This is a genomic window from Flavobacterium lacus (assembly GCF_003268815.1).
In the GTDB taxonomy this organism is placed as follows: Bacteria; Bacteroidota; Bacteroidia; order Flavobacteriales; family Flavobacteriaceae; genus Flavobacterium; species Flavobacterium lacus.
In genome coordinates this window covers 153419-171690 of the sequence record NZ_QLSV01000003.1, presented here as the reverse complement: position 1 = coordinate 171690, position 18272 = coordinate 153419, and the positions used below count along the sequence as shown (strand labels likewise).

16 protein-coding genes are annotated in these 18272 nt (G+C 30.7%); 3 read left to right on the top strand and 13 right to left on the bottom strand.

Translation table 11 applies throughout. The features are described 5' to 3' along the window. Nucleotides 1–17 precede the first annotated feature (17 nt). A complete protein-coding gene (gene purD, locus B0I10_RS03830) occupies nucleotides 18–1289 on the bottom strand; it encodes a phosphoribosylamine--glycine ligase (protein ID WP_112085173.1) in 1272 nt (423 codons plus the stop codon). Nucleotides 1290–1465: 176 nt separating this feature from the next. Between purD and B0I10_RS03825 the strand changes: the two genes are divergently transcribed. From B0I10_RS03825 to B0I10_RS03815, 3 genes are read left to right on the top strand one after another with little or no spacing between them, the layout of a single operon-like run. Continuing rightward, nucleotides 1466–2809 (top strand): AMP-binding protein, encoded by a 1344-nt coding sequence (locus tag B0I10_RS03825; RefSeq protein WP_181456883.1) that lies wholly within the window; start codon nucleotides 1466–1468, stop codon nucleotides 2807–2809. Further along, a complete protein-coding gene (gene wecB, locus B0I10_RS03820) occupies nucleotides 2806–3891 on the top strand; it encodes a non-hydrolyzing UDP-N-acetylglucosamine 2-epimerase (protein WP_112085171.1) in 1086 nt (361 codons plus the stop codon). The genes B0I10_RS03825 and wecB overlap by 4 nt, the downstream gene beginning before the upstream one ends. After that, nucleotides 3891–5075, top strand: coding sequence for a glycosyltransferase family 4 protein (locus B0I10_RS03815; RefSeq protein WP_112085170.1), 1185 nt, complete (start codon nucleotides 3891–3893; stop codon nucleotides 5073–5075). The genes wecB and B0I10_RS03815 overlap by 1 nt, the downstream gene beginning before the upstream one ends. On the opposite strand, the gene B0I10_RS03810 is transcribed toward B0I10_RS03815, so the two are convergent. The 12 genes from B0I10_RS03810 to B0I10_RS03755 form a co-directional block, all read right to left on the bottom strand. Then, entirely contained in the window at nucleotides 5072–6439 is a 1368-nt protein-coding gene (locus B0I10_RS03810) for an undecaprenyl-phosphate glucose phosphotransferase (RefSeq protein WP_112085169.1), read from the bottom strand. The two genes, B0I10_RS03815 and B0I10_RS03810, sit on opposite strands and share 4 nt — an antisense overlap. Nucleotides 6440–6441: 2 nt before the next feature. Continuing rightward, nucleotides 6442–7425 (bottom strand): UDP-glucuronic acid decarboxylase family protein, encoded by a 984-nt coding sequence (locus B0I10_RS03805; RefSeq protein WP_112085168.1) that lies wholly within the window; start codon nucleotides 7423–7425, stop codon nucleotides 6442–6444. 1 nt (nucleotide 7426) lies between these two features. Further along, complete coding sequence (locus B0I10_RS03800; RefSeq protein WP_112085167.1) at nucleotides 7427–8761, bottom strand: O-antigen ligase family protein; 1335 nt, start codon at nucleotides 8759–8761, stop codon at nucleotides 7427–7429. Further along, nucleotides 8703–9809 (bottom strand): DUF1972 domain-containing protein, encoded by a 1107-nt coding sequence (locus tag B0I10_RS03795; protein ID WP_112085166.1) that lies wholly within the window; start codon nucleotides 9807–9809, stop codon nucleotides 8703–8705. Before B0I10_RS03795 ends, B0I10_RS03800 begins: the two co-directional genes overlap by 59 nt. A 48-nt stretch (nucleotides 9810–9857) precedes the next feature. Continuing rightward, the gene (locus tag B0I10_RS03790; protein WP_112085165.1) at nucleotides 9858–11021 is read right to left on the bottom strand and encodes a glycosyltransferase family 4 protein; all 1164 of its coding nucleotides are present in this window, start codon (nucleotides 11019–11021) and stop codon (nucleotides 9858–9860) included. Continuing rightward, nucleotides 11021–12244: a hypothetical protein gene (locus B0I10_RS03785; RefSeq protein ID WP_112085164.1), complete on the bottom strand. Its 1224-nt coding sequence runs from the start codon at nucleotides 12242–12244 to the stop codon at nucleotides 11021–11023. Before B0I10_RS03785 ends, B0I10_RS03790 begins: the two co-directional genes overlap by 1 nt. After that, nucleotides 12241–12921: an acyltransferase gene (locus B0I10_RS03780; RefSeq protein WP_112085163.1), complete on the bottom strand. Its 681-nt coding sequence runs from the start codon at nucleotides 12919–12921 to the stop codon at nucleotides 12241–12243. The genes B0I10_RS03785 and B0I10_RS03780 overlap by 4 nt, the downstream gene beginning before the upstream one ends. A gap of 7 nt (nucleotides 12922–12928) precedes the next feature. After that, nucleotides 12929–14185: an oligosaccharide flippase family protein gene (locus B0I10_RS03775; RefSeq protein ID WP_112085162.1), complete on the bottom strand. Its 1257-nt coding sequence runs from the start codon at nucleotides 14183–14185 to the stop codon at nucleotides 12929–12931. A gap of 90 nt (nucleotides 14186–14275) precedes the next feature. Then, nucleotides 14276–14899, bottom strand: coding sequence for a hypothetical protein (locus B0I10_RS03770; RefSeq protein ID WP_112085161.1), 624 nt, complete (start codon nucleotides 14897–14899; stop codon nucleotides 14276–14278). After that, nucleotides 14883–16730 (bottom strand): glycosyltransferase family 39 protein, encoded by a 1848-nt coding sequence (locus B0I10_RS03765; RefSeq protein ID WP_112085160.1) that lies wholly within the window; start codon nucleotides 16728–16730, stop codon nucleotides 14883–14885. Before B0I10_RS03765 ends, B0I10_RS03770 begins: the two co-directional genes overlap by 17 nt. 2 nt (nucleotides 16731–16732) lie before the next feature. Beyond that, complete coding sequence (locus tag B0I10_RS03760) at nucleotides 16733–17446, bottom strand: glycosyltransferase (protein WP_181456882.1); 714 nt, start codon at nucleotides 17444–17446, stop codon at nucleotides 16733–16735. Beyond that, a complete protein-coding gene (locus B0I10_RS03755) occupies nucleotides 17434–18195 on the bottom strand; it encodes a methyltransferase domain-containing protein (RefSeq protein ID WP_112085158.1) in 762 nt (253 codons plus the stop codon). Before B0I10_RS03755 ends, B0I10_RS03760 begins: the two co-directional genes overlap by 13 nt. Nucleotides 18196–18272 lie beyond the last annotated feature (77 nt).

Genomic DNA, 18272 nt, shown 5'->3' with positions numbered 1-18272 from the left:
TGCAAATTCTTATTTTTTTAAAGATCAAATCCGATATCTTTTCTATAATACATCTTATCAAAATGTAGTCTTTCTATACTTTGGTAAGATTTTTTTATAGCTTCATTAAAATCATTTCCATAGGACGTTACGGCAAGAACGCGGCCGCCATTTGAAACGATGTTCCCGTTTTCAAGTTTTGTTCCGGCATGAAAAACGATGGAATCTTGCACATTTTCAATTCCGGTAATAGTTTTACCTTTTTCGAAATCTTCCGGATAACCGCCTGAAACGATCATGATTGTTGTAGCACTTCTGGAATCGATTTCAAGTGAAACTTCGTCTAATTTTTCATTGGCTACGGCCAAAAACAATTCAACTAAGTCTGATTTTATTCTTGGCATGACTACTTCGGTTTCGGGATCACCCATTCGAACATTGTATTCAATCACCATTGGTTCGCCTTTCACATTGATTAAACCGATAAAAACAAAACCTTTGTATTCGATTCCGTCTTTTTGAAGACCTTCGATGGTGGGTTTAACGATGCGTGCTTCTATTTTTTCCATCAACACAGCATCAACAAAAGGAACGGGTGATACAGCTCCCATTCCGCCGGTATTCAAGCCGGTATCGCCTTCGCCAATTCGTTTATAATCTTTGGCTGTGGGAAGAATTTTATAGTTTTTCCCATCGGTTAAAACGAAGCAACTTAATTCAATTCCGTCTAAAAATTCTTCGATAACCACTTTTGAACTGGCATTCCCAAATTTTTGATGCACAAGCATGTTTCGCAATTCGGTTTTTGCTTCGGCTAAATCGTTTAAAATCACCACGCCTTTACCGGCCGCTAAACCATCTGCTTTTAAAACGTAAGGCGGTGCTAAAGTTTCTAAAAATTTACATCCTTTTTCAACGGTTGAAACCGTAAAACTATCATAGGCCGCCGTCGGAATTTTATGTTTGGTCAAAAATTCTTTGGCATATTCTTTACTTCCTTCCAATTTTGCTCCTTCTTTTGATGGCCCAATTACCGGAATTGATTTTAAATCGTTATCATTTTTTAAAAAATCGAAAATTCCGGCTACTAATGGATCTTCGGGTCCAACGACAACCATTTGAACATTTTCTTCAATTACAAACTTTTTAATCGATTCAAAATCGGTTGGTTGCATTGAAATATTTGTTGCAATTGAAGCTGTTCCCGCATTTCCGGGAGCCACGAAAAGTTTGGAACAGTGCGAACTTTGAAGCATTTTCCAGGCCAACGCATGTTCGCGACCGCCAGAACCAAGGAGTAAAATTGTCATGTTGTGTTAGTCTTTAAGCTGAATAAATTCAGATTTCGTTGTGCAAAAATAACTTGTTTTAAAGAGAAGTAGATGTATTGTTGCAAAAAAAGTGTCCAATTGTCGTTTTCGGTTAATGGTTTTGTTATTTTTGAAAATAATTTTTCATCGGAAAACATAAACGTGTTAAAATGATTTTGTTTAAAAACTTTTTTGTAAAAACAGTTGTAAACTTAGGAGATAAATTACTAGGTGCTAATTATCTAAAATCATTAGAGGAATGGAATAATTATGATAAAATGTCAAGCCATGAACTTGATAAAATTCAAAAAGAAAATTTAAATAAACTTCTTTCCCATGCTGTAAAGACAGTTCCTTTTTATAAAAACTATTTTAATTCAAAAGAATATAAATTCCCCTTATCGCTAGCTGACTTCCCTGTTTTAACTAAAGAAAAACTTCGGGAACAAAAAGAAAGTTTAGTTTCAGAGTTGTTTTCTTTGAATAATTTACAAAAAAATTTCAGTAGTGGTAGTAGTGGTATTCAGTCGTATTCATACACTGATAAGAAATATAAATTTTATCTTCAGGGAATTCACAGTCATTGGTATATGTGGTCTGGTTATAGAATAGGAGATCCTATTTTACAGTTTGGAATATCTCCAAAAAGGGTTTTTCCTAAGAATTTAAAAGATCTTTTTTACAGCGTTCATTACCTCAATAGTTTTACATTAAATGAAAATAAATTAATTGAAACGGCTACCGTTTTGAAGGAAAAGAAAATTGAGTATATTATTGGCTATCCTTCTGCCATTAATGAATTTGCAAAAGTTTTAATCAAATATAATCTAAATTACAGGATAAAAGGAGTAATTTCTTTAGGAGATAAATTATTTCCACATTTTAGAAAAAACTTTAATGACGCTTTTATAAATCCTAAAATTATTGACACTTACGGTTGTGCAGAAGGTTTATTGATGGCCTGCACAAATGATCTAGATTTTTATTATATCATGTCTCCAAATGTGGAAATCGAGATTGTTGATGATGATGAGAATCCCGTGTCGGATGGAGAAATTGGAAATGTTTTAGTAACTTCATTGACCTCCTATTCAATGCCCTTGATACGCTACAAACTAGGTGATTTAGCTATTAAACTCCCAAAAGAAAAATATCCTAAGGACAGAAAATTTCAATACCCAATTCTAGAAAAAATAATCGGTCGTGAAACAGATGTAGTTATTACGCCAAATAACAAAACACTCATTGTACATAGTTTTACTGGAATTGTAGAATTTTATCCAGAAATTAAACAGTTTAGAATTGTTCAGGAATCGATTGACAAAATTATATTTGAATACATTATTGATGCTTTCTTTACATTTAAAATTAACGTATTATCTGAAATTAAAGAAAAAATAGATTTGTTGAGTGACAATACATTAACCATCGAATTTATAGAAGTTGATGAAATCAAACCAACACCTTCTGGCAAACCACAAATTATAGAATCTAAAATTAAATCAAATTCTTTAAAATGAAAATTACAATCATAGCCGGTGCTAGACCTAATTTCATCAAAATTGCTCCCATTATCAAAGCAATTGAGAAGAATAAAACGGAAGGGAAAAATAGTTCCTATCGGTTGGTGCACACTGGGCAGCATTATGATAAAAACTTAAGCGATACTTTTTTTGAAGAATTGAATATTCCTAAACCTGATTGCAATTTGGATGTTAAAAGCGGTTCGCAAGCAGTTCAAACTGCGGCGATAATGGTTGCTTTTGAGCAGGAATTAATTCACAATCCGTGTGACTTAGTTTTGGTGGTTGGCGATGTAAATTCAACCATGGCTTGTGCGATTGTAGCCAAAAAAATGAACATCAAAGTTGCTCATGTTGAAGCAGGAATTCGTTCCGGTGATATGACGATGCCGGAAGAAATTAATAGAATAGTTACAGATAGCATTACCGACTATTTTTTTACAACCTCAAAGACCGCTTCACAAAATTTAAAAATGTACGGTGCCAATCCTGCAAACATCCATTTTGTTGGAAATGTAATGATTGACACGCTGTATCAAAATCTCAACCGAATTTCTGCTCCTTCGTTTTGGAATAAATATCAACTGGAACAAAACAATTATGTGGTTCTTACGCTTCATCGACCTTCTAATGTAGATGAAGCAGAGTCGTTAATTGACTTGTTAAAAGGAATTGATGAAATGGTTGAAGACAAAAAAATCATTTTTCCTATTCATCCTAGAACAAAAGGAATTTTGGGCGAATATGAATTGAATCTAAAAAACACGCTATTTGTAGAACCTCAAGGCTATTTGAATTTTATGTTTTTGATTAAAAATAGTTTTGCTGTAATTACAGACAGTGGTGGAATTTCTGAAGAAACAACGGTTTTGAAAATCCCCTGTTTTACAATGCGGAATAACACTGAAAGACCTGAAACACAATTAATTGGAACAAACACTTTGGTGGGAACATCAATCGAAAAGCTACGAAAAGTATTTGCTTATTTTTTGAAAAATGGTCAAAAAGAATCGGGAATTCCTGAATTGTGGGATGGAAAAGCCTCTGAACGCATTGTTGAAATTCTGTTGAAAAAGTAATGGAAGAAATCCTAATTGTATCCAATTATTATCCGCCTGAAAAAGGGGCTGCTGCTAATCGAATTGAGCAGATGGCTTTAAAATTAAATCAAAATAAGTATAAAGTTACAGTAGTTTGTCCGTTAGGTAATTATCCAAAAGGAGAGCTTTTTCCGGAATACAAAGGAAAATTTTCAGTGACCGAAATGCTTCAAGAAATTACGGTAAAAAGATTGTGGATTTATCCGAGTAATAGTAAAAATTTTATTATTCGCGTTTTCTCTATCTTATCTTTTTCTATTAGTCTTTTTTTCTTTTTAATGTTTAAAAAAACACCAAAGAAAGTAATTGTTCAATCGCCTCCGTTATTATTATCATTTATTTCTGTCTTTACACTTTCATTCAAATCAAAAAAAATCATTCTCAATGTTTCTGACTTATGGCCTTTAGCGGCGGTCGAATTGGGTGTAATGAAACCAAATTCGTTGTCACATGAAGTTTTATGTTTTTTAGAACGCTATATATATAGAAAATCAACCTTGATTTTAGGTCAATCAAACGAAATTATTACTCATGTAAAGACAATTGTTCCCGCTAAAAGTTGTTTTTTATATCGAAACTTTCCGGATCATAAAACCACTGAATTCAATTTAACGACAACTTTAGATGAACCAATTAAACTTTTTTATGCCGGACTTTTAGGCGTGGCTCAGGGTGTTTTTGAATTATGTAAACACATAAATTTGAAAGATTTATCTATTGAATTTCACATTTTTGGAGATGGAGCAGAAAAAAAACAAATTGAAGATTTTATGCGAAACCATCCGGAAAAGAAAATCATTTTTCATGGTATGATGGAAAGAAATCAATTATTAGATAAACTTAAAACATTTGACATTGCATTGGTTCCTTTGAAAACCAGAATCTATGGATCTGTTCCTTCGAAAATTTTTGAATATGGTTCGTTAGGTTTTCCCGTGTTATATTTTGGTGGTGGAGAAGGCGAAGATATTGTAAATGGGAATAATATGGGCTGGATTGCTCCTGTTGGTGATTATGTAACTTTGAATAAAGAAATTCAACAAATTTCTAGCATTCAAAAAAATGATTTAAATCAATTGAAATCAAAACTATATCATCAATCCAAAACTTCATTTAATTTAGATAAACAGATAACTGATTTACTTTCAAAAGATGTTTTTTAGTACGCTTTTTCTTCCCCTTTAAAAATATTAACTACTGTTTGAATAATAATTTTTACATCTAAAACAAAAGACCAGTTTTCAATATAAAAAACATCAAATTTAATGCGGTTAATCATGTCTTCATCGGTCTCAATTTCGCCTCTAAAACCTTTTACTTGAGCTAAGCCTGTGATTCCCGGTTTTACGTAATGACGAACCATGTATTTTTTTACTTTATTGCCGTACGCTTTGTTTTGAGACCAAAGGTGAGGTCTTGGACCAACAACTGACATATCTCCCACTAAAACGTTGAAAAACTGAGGCATTTCATCTAAACTTGTTTTTCTCAGAAAACGTCCAATTTTGGTGACTCTGGGATCGTTTTTAGAGGCCTCCTTTTCCGTGGTATGATTAATTTGCATCGATCGAAATTTATAACAGAAAAACTCTTCCTCTTCTAAACCAGGTCTTCCTTGTTTAAAGAAAACCGGACCTTTTGATTCTAATTTTATCAAAATGGCCAGAATTGGCATTAACCATGATAACAAAAAAATAATCACAAAAAGCGAAAATGTAATATCAAAAGCTCTTTTAAAAGCTTTGGTAGTTGGTTCGTGCAAAAGGGTTCTTTGTAAGGAAAGAACAGGAAACATTTCGTAATAATCAATTTTCAAATTTTTAGAAAAAATCTGTTTGGTGTCCGGAATAAACTTGATGGTTTTATTGTTTTCATCAGCAAATTCAACCAAATCTTTTAATTGTTCATTGGATATTTCATCAAGTGAACAATAAATTTCATCAATTTTATTTTCAATAACATACTTTTTGATATCAACGACCTTTCCCTTGATCTGTTCATTTGACTTTTTATCCGAAAAATAACCAAAGAAACGATAGCCGTAATCATTTCTCTTTTCAAAAAGTTCTTTTAAGTTTTTGGATTCTTGCGTATAACCAATAATAATAGCGTTTCGATAGTTGCTTCCTGTTATAATTCTATACTTTTTTAGGTAATAGAAAAGTAAATATTTAATTAATACAACGAGAACAAAGCTAATGCTCATAAAGAAAGCAATGGCTTTACCGCTAAAGATTGAGTCTTTTGCAAAAGGAAAATAGGCAATAACGACCAAACAAAAAACAACAAATTGTTTGAGGATTTTGGATAGTATTTCAACTGGTGTTGTGAAACGATATACTTCGTAAAAGCCAACAAAAAAAGAAATAAATAACCAAGAAATGACTAAATACGGTTCAAAAAGAAAAAAATCTACACGGAATTCATCAAAAAAAAGCACAGATAAAAAAACCAATACCGACAAGTCCAATAGAACACTTATCGGTCTGATGTATTTTGAATATCTTCCTTTTTGAGCTGCTACCATCTTTAATGAATGAATCCGGAGAAGTCTTTATGTTCTTCTTTTAGTAATTCATCAGTTGAAAGGGTTTTAAAATAATCATACGTGATTTTCATACCTTCAGAACGTGAAACTTTTGGCTCCCAGCCTAGTATTTCTATTGCCTTCGTAATATCAGGTTGCCTTTGCAACGGGTCGTTAATTGGTAAAGGATGATAAACTACTTTTTGCTTTGTTCCGGTTAATTTAATTATTTCTTCGGCAAAATCTTTGATAGTGATTTCGTCCGGATTTCCAATATTTACAGGTAAATTGTAGTCTGATAAAAGCAATCTGTAAATTCCTTCTACTTGATCGTCAACATAACAAAAAGAACGCGTTTGCATTCCGTCGCCAAAAATAGTTAAATCTTCACCACGAAGAGCTTGGCCAATAAAGGCAGGAATTACGCGACCATCATTTAATCGCATTCGAGGGCCGTAGGTGTTAAAAATTCTAACAATTCTGGTTTCTAAACCATGAAAAGTGTGGTAGGCCATGGTGATTGATTCTTGAAATCGTTTTGCCTCGTCATAAACGCCACGCGGTCCGATGGTGTTTACGTTTCCGTAATATTCTTCTGTTTGAGGATGTATTAGTGGATCACCATAAACTTCTGAGGTAGAAGCAATAAGAATTCTCGCTCTTTTCACACGAGCTAAACCAAGCAGATTGTGCGTTCCTAATGAACCTACTTTTAGGGTTTGAATAGGAATTTTTAAATAATCAATCGGACTTGCAGGCGAGGCAAAATGAAGAATATAGTCTAACTTTCCGGGTACAAAAACAAACTTGGTTACATCATGGTGATAGAATTCAAAATTTTTCTCTTTAAATAAATGTTGGATATTTTTTAAATCACCGGTAATTAAATTATCCATTCCGATCACATAATAGCCTTCCGCCATAAATCGGTCACAAAGATGCGAGCCTAAAAATCCGGCCGCTCCAGTTATAAGTATTCTTTTCATATTATAATTTTTTTAGGGGCAAATACTCTTTTGCATTAAACAAACAATAGAACAATGTGAAAAACATCACGCCTCGTTGTCTCCACAAAAAAGATTCTGTCAAAAATAAACTTATCATTAGAACTGCGAAAGCAATTTGAATAAAATCTTTGCTTTTTGTTGCATTTTTTAAGTTTAAAGCAATTAATGTTATCAAAATTAAAAAACCAAAGAAACCAAGCTCAGCAAAGTTTTGGATATATTGGTTGTGAAAGTTTTTGTTTTGATAGCCTTCTTGACTTTCATTTCCTCTAAAAACATCATATTTGATTGCTTTTTCTTCTAGTTTTTTATAGGATGCATTTAGACCATAACCTGTCCAAAAAACATTCTCTTCTTGAAAAAGTTCAAAAAACATTCTCGCTTGATATACTCTGAAAGCTGTTCCCGGGAAAAAGTCGTTTGGAGTGAATTTTTCATTGGTCCAAGCTTCATTAATACTTAACACATGTACTCCTTCTAAGCTCTTATCTATATCTAATACGGTGTGACTAATGCTTTTTTCAGTATTAGACTGAAATTCTGCTTTAAATCTATCTTTTATTTTTCCCACAAATAAAAACGAGCTAACAATTAATCCAAGAACGATTAAATTCCTTAGTCTCATTTTATGACCGCTTTTTGAAAAAAAGAAAAATTCAATTAAAACTAAAAGAATAAAAACAATAATGATGTTTTTGGAAGACAAAAGAAAGACAAATACAAAAAGCAAAAAAGCAATACTTGTTTCTAATCTAGATTTAACTTCTTTTGTGAAAAAGTAGAAAAAGGCGATGGAAATATACACCGAGACATGAATGGCATTTACTTCTTTTGTTACTAATTCATGGTAAAAAAGCACATTTGTATCACCTGACAATAAAAATCTCACAATAGCTTTGATTAAGTAAAAAGCCACATAAACCACCATGGCAAAACTATAATATTTTATAATTTTTTGCTTTTGCTCTATTGAGAACGGCTTGATAAACATAAAACAAAGAGGAATGAGTAATAAACCAATTTCTTTAGGAATAGCTTTAAGCGTAGCTTTCGTATCAATACTCCAAAAATAGGAGGTTCCCATCAATAAAAAAAGAGCAATTAACGGAAAAATTGAGTACTGAAAATTTAACTTAATTTCTTTGATTTTAAGCAATACCGAGAGTAGAAAAACGCCTAGTAAAACATTGTTTACTCCGTATGACATTGGAATGGTACAAAGTAAAAGCAAAAAAGGAAGGAATAGAAAATGTTGTTTATTTTCCTGTTTTAGATCTTGCCATACATTGCTCAAAAAGACTAAGGTATTCTCCATTTATTTTATCCCAATTAAATTCATTAACAATGGCTTCAAAGTTGTTTTGAATAAATTGCAAGTTATCATTTTTTTTGATAGTGAGGAGCAAATTTTTTACCTCCTCCGGATTTGCAAAATAATAACCGTTTTGTTTAATTATTCCTTTGTTAAAATTGTTATTATGAGCTAAAATTAATGCTTTGGACGCCATTGCCTCAAGTAAAGATGGATTGGTTCCGCCCACGGAATGGCCATGAAAATAAAGTTTTGAGAAATAACGCAGATTATTGAGGTGTTCCAAGTTATAAATGGCTCCCATAAATCGAATCGCATTATGGTTTTTGTACTTATTTTTTAAGTATTCTCCATATTTAGTAGTGTGATTTCCTATCACTAAAATTGGCGTTGAATCATTACTTTTCACCACACCATCTAACACCATTTCAAGGTTGTTTTCAGGTTCAAACCGAGCCATAATCATATTGAAGTTTTCTTTTTCAACTTGATATTGTTCTAAGATAGTTTCATTTGGATTGGTAAAAGGATGGGCTCCATAAGCAATATAAGTGGAATCTTTTTTATATCTTTTTTTCAAAAAAGTTTGGATTCCTAATGAATCTGAAACCAAATAATCGCTACTGATAGCTGCTAATCGCTCTGCAAAACGAAGAAATTGTTGAACTGGGCGGCTGTATTTGGAACGTTTCCACTCTATGCCATCCATGTTGGTTATGATGATTGGTTTTTGGGGAAGAAGAAAAAACCAAATCGAATTGCTTGTATAGCCTAATTGTAAAATAATATCAAAATCTCTTTTTCGGGAATCAATGATGCAATTGTAATCATAAATAAACTGGCCGAACGTGCCATACTTATACTCAGGATCGTGTTGATGAATAATGTTTACACCTTGAAAGGTTTTTTCTTGAAATTTATGGTTGTGTGAATTGTAGCAATATACCTCATGCCCTTTTTGAACGAGATAAACTGAAAAAAATTCAGCAAATTGTTCAAATCCTCCGTAGTAGTTGGGTATGCCTCGGGTGCCGAGTATGGCTATTTTCATTAATCTTGTTTTTCAAAGTGCCAAAAATAGGGATTTTAAAAGACGTGTCTACATTTTATTGAAAATTGATTCAAATTTTTCAACATGTTTTTCTAATGAAAAATGATTTATAGTTCTTTGGTAACCATTTTCTCCATATAATTTTCTCTTTTCTTCATGATTTATAAGTTCTTCCAAACAATTTGCCAATTCATCTGAGCTATTTGGTGTAAACAATAATCCATTGTGTTCATGAAGAACTGTTTCTGTTAAGCCGCCATGATTTGCTGCAATAACCGGTTTTTTTGATAGCATTGCTTCTATGGCCACCATTCCAAATGGTTCTGGTTCTGTAGATGGAACTACTGCAATATCGATAGCGTCCCAAAAACGCCAAATATTTTCCTGGAAAGGAATAATTATAACTTTTTCTGTGAGGTTATATTTTTGAATCTTATCTTTTAAATTTGTTTCAAAAAATTCTTGGTTTGGAGGTGCAGATCCGATGTAAACTAATTTAATATTATTATATTTTGTTGCTATTTTATTAAAAGCTTCTAACAATAATTGTTGCCCTTTCCAGCTGTTAATTCGCCCGACCAAAGCAATAACCAATTCATTTTTATCAACATGAAAAAAATGATTTCTTATGCTTTCGATGTCCGCAAGATTGGGTTCCGGTTTTTGTTTTACGTCTAATCCATTGCAAACAAATTCCGACTTTTGTGCTAATTTTTTATTTCCATTAATCCAAAAATCCATGGTTGTTTTAGAATCATACACTGCTACAGTATTAGCTTTCATATTTAAAAGCTGAACAAAACCTTTGTTGAACAGTTTTGGTTTTGCAATTATTTCTTGTACATGCCAAAGGTGTTTTATTTTATTTTTTCTGGCAAAAACAATTCCGATTAATGAGGCTAACGTATGTGAATAGACAATATCAAACTGGTATATTTTGTGCAACTCCTCTAGTTTTTTTAATCCTTGTTTGTACTCGTTAAAAAATTTTACGATGTTTTTGGGTGTAAACATTTTTCGATAGAGCTTTAAAACGGGTGCAATAACGACTTCAATTCCATTTTTTTCAAATTCTTTCCTTAATGGACCGTCAAATGGAAGCACAACAATTGACTTGTATTTTTGTTTATCTAAACTTGAAATAAACATTAAAATTGTTTTATCTGAACCATATAATTCAGCCGATTGATGTATAAAAAGTATGCTTTTCATTAGTTTAAAAGTTTTTGTCTATTGGCAATTAAAAAACCGATAAGAATTGATTTGGATTCGGTGAGGTTATAAAACCCTAGAAAAACCCAATTTGAAACAAATAAGAATACTCCCGTTCCTAGAAAAAGGAGGTTTATCTGATTAACAATATTTACATCGCTCTCTACTTTTCTAAAAAAATAGATAATTGTAAATGAATATATTAGCAAGCCCAAAAGGCCAGATTTCAGAAAAACAATCATGAAACCATTGTGTAAAATAGAAATAAAACGGAGTTTCATATCTCCCAAGTAAACTTCCTGTTTTAAATCCACTTTTGACCCTAGCCCTTTACCAAAAATAATTGCCTCGGTTCCTTCGCCAGTAACTTGTCTTATGGTCATAATGTTTTCGTAAGACCGGTAGTTGTCATTAAATTCCTTCCAGTCTTCACGGTTTATTTTTGTTTTGAAAGCCTCCATAGGAGCGACTTTTATTTTATATAAAAACCCTTCCAATCCTTCGGCACTTCTTCTTGGATTTGAATAATATATGTAGGTATAACTAATTGCTGATAAAAGAATAATACTCCCTAAAATCAGAACCGATTTTTTATTAAAAACTAAAAACCCTTTTATGGCTAAAAATAAAATTAAGAACTGAATAAAATTTGTTCTAGCCAAATACATAAAAGCAGAAAAACCAATGACTATTGTAAAAATCCACAGTTTCTTTTTAGAATAATTTAATTCAAATTGTTTGTGAAATAAAAGAATTACAAACGTATAAATCTCATAATCACTAAAGTAGCCTGAATGAAAACGTAAATCGGCAACCGTTCTGGCTTTATAAACCACAATTGCGAAAATAATGATGATGACATGGCAAATTGCAATAAAAAAACCAGTATTGATGATTAAATCAAAGGCATTTTTTAGGTTTTTTTTACATAATTGATAACCTAATAAAAAACCAAGAATAGGTTTTGATAAATAGGTTATATCTCTAAATATAAAATAATTTTCGTAATTATAATTCCACGTTACAACAAAAGCAATTACTAAAATTAAAATGTAGGGAATTAATAATTTGAGCAATGAAACGGAGTAGCTTCTTGAAATTGAAAACAAAAAAGACAAAGACCAGACGCCAAATGTTAATTCAAAATTATCTAAATAGGTTACCCCAATACACAGTGCGAATAACAGCTGATAAAACCAATTGTTTGGGATTGTGATTTTCATTGGCTAATGGTTTTAATCACTTTGGCCGGAACTCCGCCAATTACTGAATTGTCTGGATAAACGCCATTTACAACAGCTCCGGCAGCTACAACGGAATTATTACCTACGACACAACCATCTAAAAAAGTAACTTTTGCACCCACCCAAATATTGTTACCTAATTTTATTCCTTTGGAAGTCACGCCTTGTTCTCGTATTAATTTTGTAGTATCTAAAAAATTATGGTTCTCAGAGTGAAAAGAAATGTAAGAACCCATAATTACATCATCGCCAATTTCAATTCCGCCTGGTGCTCCAAAATGAGTATAATCGCCAATGGCTGAGTTGTTGCCCATTTTTAATCCGACACCTAATTTAGAAAAATGACTTGTAGAGAGTAATTTAGAAAAAGAACCAATCTTTGCATTGTCGCCCAGCATTATTTTTTGAGCGGCATAGCCATCTAAAATAGTATAACTCTCAATGGTCACATTTTTTCCTAAAATGAAATTTGATTTGTTGAGAATGGTTACGTTTTTTCCTAAAAAAACCTTTTTTCTTAGCTTTAAAAGACCTCTTATAAGCATTATTCCTCTTGTATAGAAAGATCTAATAATTAGTTGCTCGGGGATTTTTGGATCAATTTGGTATGATTTCCCTGCTTTATATACTATTTTTTGTAACTGATTTCTAAACATTTTTGGGTCAAAAAAGGTTTGCTCGCTTCCTTATACAAAATAAGTAAAATATTATGACAATTAGCTCGGTTATGAGGAGAGAATAAAAAACTCCTTGAAGATTATAGGCTGGTAGTAAAAAAACAATCAACAAAAGGCTCAAAATGACAGCAAGTGAAGTTGTCCTAACGTACTGCTTTTGAAAATTATAGCCAAGTACTAATTGTTTTAGGGCAATTGAAATGGCTAACAGAATAGGAAGTAAAACTGCAATTTTTAACAAATTGGATAGTTCATTCACATTACTGGCGTTGAAGAAATTAATAATAAACGTTGCGTTTAAATAGATAATCAACATTAAAACACCTACAAAAAAAACATTTATACTATTGATAACCAACCAGTTTTTATTTGCCTTTGTTGGTTTTTCATAAATATCGTGACAAACTCTTGGATAGGTAAAATTAAAGAACAAAAAGATGTACGTTTTAAAAGTTACGATGATTTGCTCTACAATTCGGTATTGTCCTGCCATAAAATTATTCCCAATAAATCCAACCAAGATAACTGGCGAATAAAGTTGAACAGCAACGAATATTTGCGAAGTAAACATTTTAAAATCTCTTTGTAAAAAATCTTTTATCTCTTCTTTTTTTGTTTTCTGATAATTGAAATTGTACTTTTTAAAAATTAAATACGTGAAAATTCCGTTGGAAATGATTGTACCTAAAGCGAAACATAAATTTACATAGATGTAATCTTCTTTTTCTGTAACCAAGAGCAAAACACCAACTACATAAATAATTTTTGAAAGAATCGTTGATATTGAAATCCAATTGATATTGTCAATTCCTTGAAGAAACCAGGATTGATTAAGATATTGACCAACAATGACTAAAAGTGAAAATGAGAATAAAATAAATTCAGCTTTTAAGTATGGAATACCAAAAATGAGTGCTAAAGACAAAATTAATACTGCAATTAGGATGATAAATCGCGAAGACAAATTTGTTAAAAGAATCTTTTGCAACTCTTTTTGATCATTCCGGTTTATGGTAACTTCTCTCACGCCAACTAATTCTGAACCGTAATCAATAAATACGATTAGAAAAAAACTAAGTGCCAATGCAATGGATACTTTTCCAAAATTTTCTTCGCCACAAACCCCGACAATATAAGGTATTAAAAGTAAGGGTGTTACTAAATTAAAAAACTGCCCGAAACCATAAATCGAGAATTTTTTAAAATAATCACTTTTAATTGCCTTTTGAATCGTTTGCTTCAACCGTTTTTAAATTTGTGGAGAGTATAAATATAAAAAACAAAAGTTCAAAATTGGAATATTTTGAACTTTGATTTTATAAGTAAGGAAATGTTATTTCATTATTTTAATGATTTCAAGAACTAATGCCTCGTTAGGGTAAAAGAACGGAGTAACTTTACTACCCTTTTTATTTAAAAACTTGATACTCCCATTTGCTTGATCAATCTCTGTTGAAACAGAATCATTTTTTTGAAAATAATTAAAAAACTCTGAACCTTTGACTTCAAGAGCCGTTTCCCCGTAGGAAAATCTGAATTTATTTAATACAATATCTTCTCTTTCAGGTTGATTTCCTAAATCAAACCGAACATGAGTAGGATGCACTGACTCAGGAAAATAAAAATCTAGTGTTTGTGCATTTGGAGACGGTTTTACTTCATTCCAAATAACAAATTCAGGAGTAAAATTAATCGTATTGTCTTCAGTGTAATACACCGCATAATTATTTGCGGTTGTTTGAATGACATCCATTTGGATATGCATTCTTTTTATGGCAGTTGCTTCACTATTTTCTGAATCCACCAGTGTTTTTTTATCTTCATTTTTACATGAAAAAACTATAAAACATAAAGCTAATAATGGTAAAAATTTGTTATTCATCTTAAATAAATTTATTAAAAAATTTTCTGCTAATTTATAAAGTAATTTATTAAAAAATTTATTTTTTTCTTTCAATTTTAAAATTTTTAATTACTGCATTTCTATCTTCATTATTGTGTGCAATATCGTTGTCAAATTGTATTTTAAATTTTACTTTTTTTGTATTAAGTATCTCAAAATCAAACACATTAGTAACATTCTCTTTTTCACTCAAGAAAAAGTCTGCAATAATATCATCATTCATTTTTATTTTAATGTGAGCATTTTCATTGTTAATTGGTTTTTGAGGTAAGCTAATGCCTTCAAAAATAAGTTGATATTTTCCTTCTTTTAATTCTGTAAAGGCGGATTCAATTGTTGAATTTTCAAAAATAAACATAAATCCTTGTTTATCTATATATTGACTTTTGAAGTTTTTTATTGAAATTTCATCTACTATAAATTCTTCTTTGTAATCTTTTGGAACAAAATAATTTGCCCAACAATCAAAACGTTCAACTTTTCTTTTTGTAATAAAATTATTTTCTAAATAAAGTTGATTATCAGGAGACAGTGATAAAGGTCTTGAGTGACCATCTAAATACCAAAATGGAATTTTGGTATGAACTTCATTTCTTAATCCTGAAATGTATTCATCCAAAGTATTGGGTTGAATTTTTATATTTGGATTTTCCTCAAAATAAAAAGGCATTAACCAACTCCAATAAGTAACAACCCGAGTGTCACTTTTTGAATCAGTATTTATTATTGTTGTCAACTCATCAAATTGAGATTTAGTAATTTTATTGTAATAATCTTTAATAAAAAAAATATCTGTAATTGTAAATATAAAAAAAGTAATTACAATAATTCCCTGAAGAGCAGAGTTTTTTATATAATACAAACCACTACCGACTAAAATTAAAATTGCTGGCAAAATATTAATAAAATATCTACTTACTATCATTGGTAAATTAACATATGAGGCAATTAAGGGAATAAGTATTGTTACAAATATCCAAATAAAAATTACAAAAAAACTAAAAACTTGTTTTTCATCGATTGGGTTAATATACCCCTCTTTTATGGATTCTCTTTTAAATAATTTAATAAAAAATGACATACTAAGAATTCCTATTAAAAATATCAAAACCTCAGAAAACCCAAAAAACTCTTTAACCATTTTTGTATAAACATCTATATCTGGCAATTGAATCCATATTGAATTCATTTCTGAAGTCTTTAAAAATATCAATATTCCAGGTATATAAAAAATCAGAGTAATAAAACCCGACAAAAATGATAGCATCAAAAACTTTCTACTCCCAATCTTATATGGTCTTAAAACAAAATAGAGCAATATGACATATTGTGAAAAAAGGGTAAATAGTGAAAAAAACTGCGTATAAATCATCAAAAGAGCAAAAAGAGAATACCACAACATTGATTTTTTGCTTGGTGATTTAATAAACTTTATCAAATAAAGAAAAGATAGTGTTGTAGTTAAAAACATTAAAGAATACATTCTAACTTCTTGAGAATAATAAATATGGAAATAATTTATGGCCGTCAAAAAGGCTGCCAACAACCCAATTTTTTTGTTTAAAATTTCTTTTGCTAAAAAGTAAATTGCAATTATTCCAATTATACCACAAAATGCAGAAAAAAACCTTCCAACCCAAACAGTATCTCCAAAAAGAATCAAAAAAGAATGTAAAGAAAAATAATATAATGGGGGATGGGGATCGTTTTCTCTTAAATAACTATAAATTTTTCCTATTGGGTTTTCAGGACTTGCCTGAATCATCGAAAATATCTCATCAATCCACAAACTTTGGTAATCTAATTTATAAAGTCGTAAAACGGCTCCAATGAAAAGAATGAACAATAAAATTTTATGTTCTTTTAACCAATTTAGTATTTTCATTTTTAATACTTTTTATTTAACAAATACATTTCTTTTAAAATTTTGAAACCGGTTCTCCATCCCAGTTTTGATCCTTCAATATCTTTCCAATGAAAAACAGGACTCTCTATTCCTTGCTTGAGTAAATTTTGCTTTTGCAATCGGATAAAAATCTCTACATCAAAAAGCCATGAAGTATAAAAAGGCTTATTAAAAGCTTTTGGAATAATTGTTTTTGAGAATAATTTAGCTCCACATTGTGTGTCGTAAATACCAAGTTTAAATTTTAGATTGATTAAAGTAATAATTATTCTGCCTATTATATGCCGGTAATATTTCCTTTTTATTCCAGAATTAAGCAACAGAATTCTAGACCCAAATAAAAATTCGCACGATTGATTAGACAATTCATTTATTAATCGAACGATTTCAGAAGCTGGTGTAGAAAAATCAGCATCAAAATAACCTATAAAATCATATTTATCTTCTAGGTTTATTTGATTAATCGCTTTATAAATAGTGTTTGCTTTTCCGGAATTTTCTTTAAAATCGATTAGAAAACATCGTTCAGGGTGTTTTTTCACAATAGATTCAATAACTTCTACTGTGTTATCTTTACTGCCATCATTTGCAAAAAAAATATCACTAGCTGTTTTAATCAATAGTTGCTCAATTTGATTATAATTAAGCCGTTTTGCCTCATTATAACAAGGAATTATGATGGCTACTTTTTGCATAAACAATAACATGAAAGCCCAGGAATTGTAATCCCTATTTTTTTTAACAATAAGCTTAATTTAAAATCAATTGTCAACATCATATTGATGAGTCCTGTTTTAAATTTTCCAGCGTTCCAGTTGTCAATTGATTCTTTTTTATCTCTTTTCAACCATTTATCAAGGTTTCTAAAAATAAGTAATGATGTAAAATAATAGCCTTTATCAATAATAGTAAATTTATTTTGTTGAAGTAAAGAACTTAGCTGTTTTAAAGTATACCTCCTGTAATGGCCTAACAAAACGTCATGACTCGAAAAAACTGACTGAAATGCAGGAACTGCAAAAAAGTAAAAATGATTGGAATTCTCTTTGTTTAAATCGTCTAAAATAATCTTTTCATCCTCTAAATGTTCTAAAACATCCATACAAAGAAACAATGTTGGCTTTTCTGAAGTAATTTTGCTTAAGTAGGCTTTTAAATTCTGAAAATAAAGGACTTCACTATCATTGTTGTTTTTCTTTAACTGATTTATTACTTCCGGTGTATAAGCAGTATCAATGGCATAATATTCTTTTGCTAATCCTTTTTCAACCAAAGTATGAATAACATAAGCATCACCACTTCCAATATCCACAATTCTTTCTATTGGGAAGTTAATTCTTGCCTGGTTTAAAAACGTTTGTAAAACATTCTTTCTTGAAGTTTCCCAAGGATGTCTTTGATAATTCGTTTTATCTTGTAAACGCGAAAACTCTGTTAAGTCCATATATAATTAATTCTTAATTTATTTTAGTATTCCGTTTCTAAACTTTATCAAAGATATCTTTTATTTTTATTAGTGAA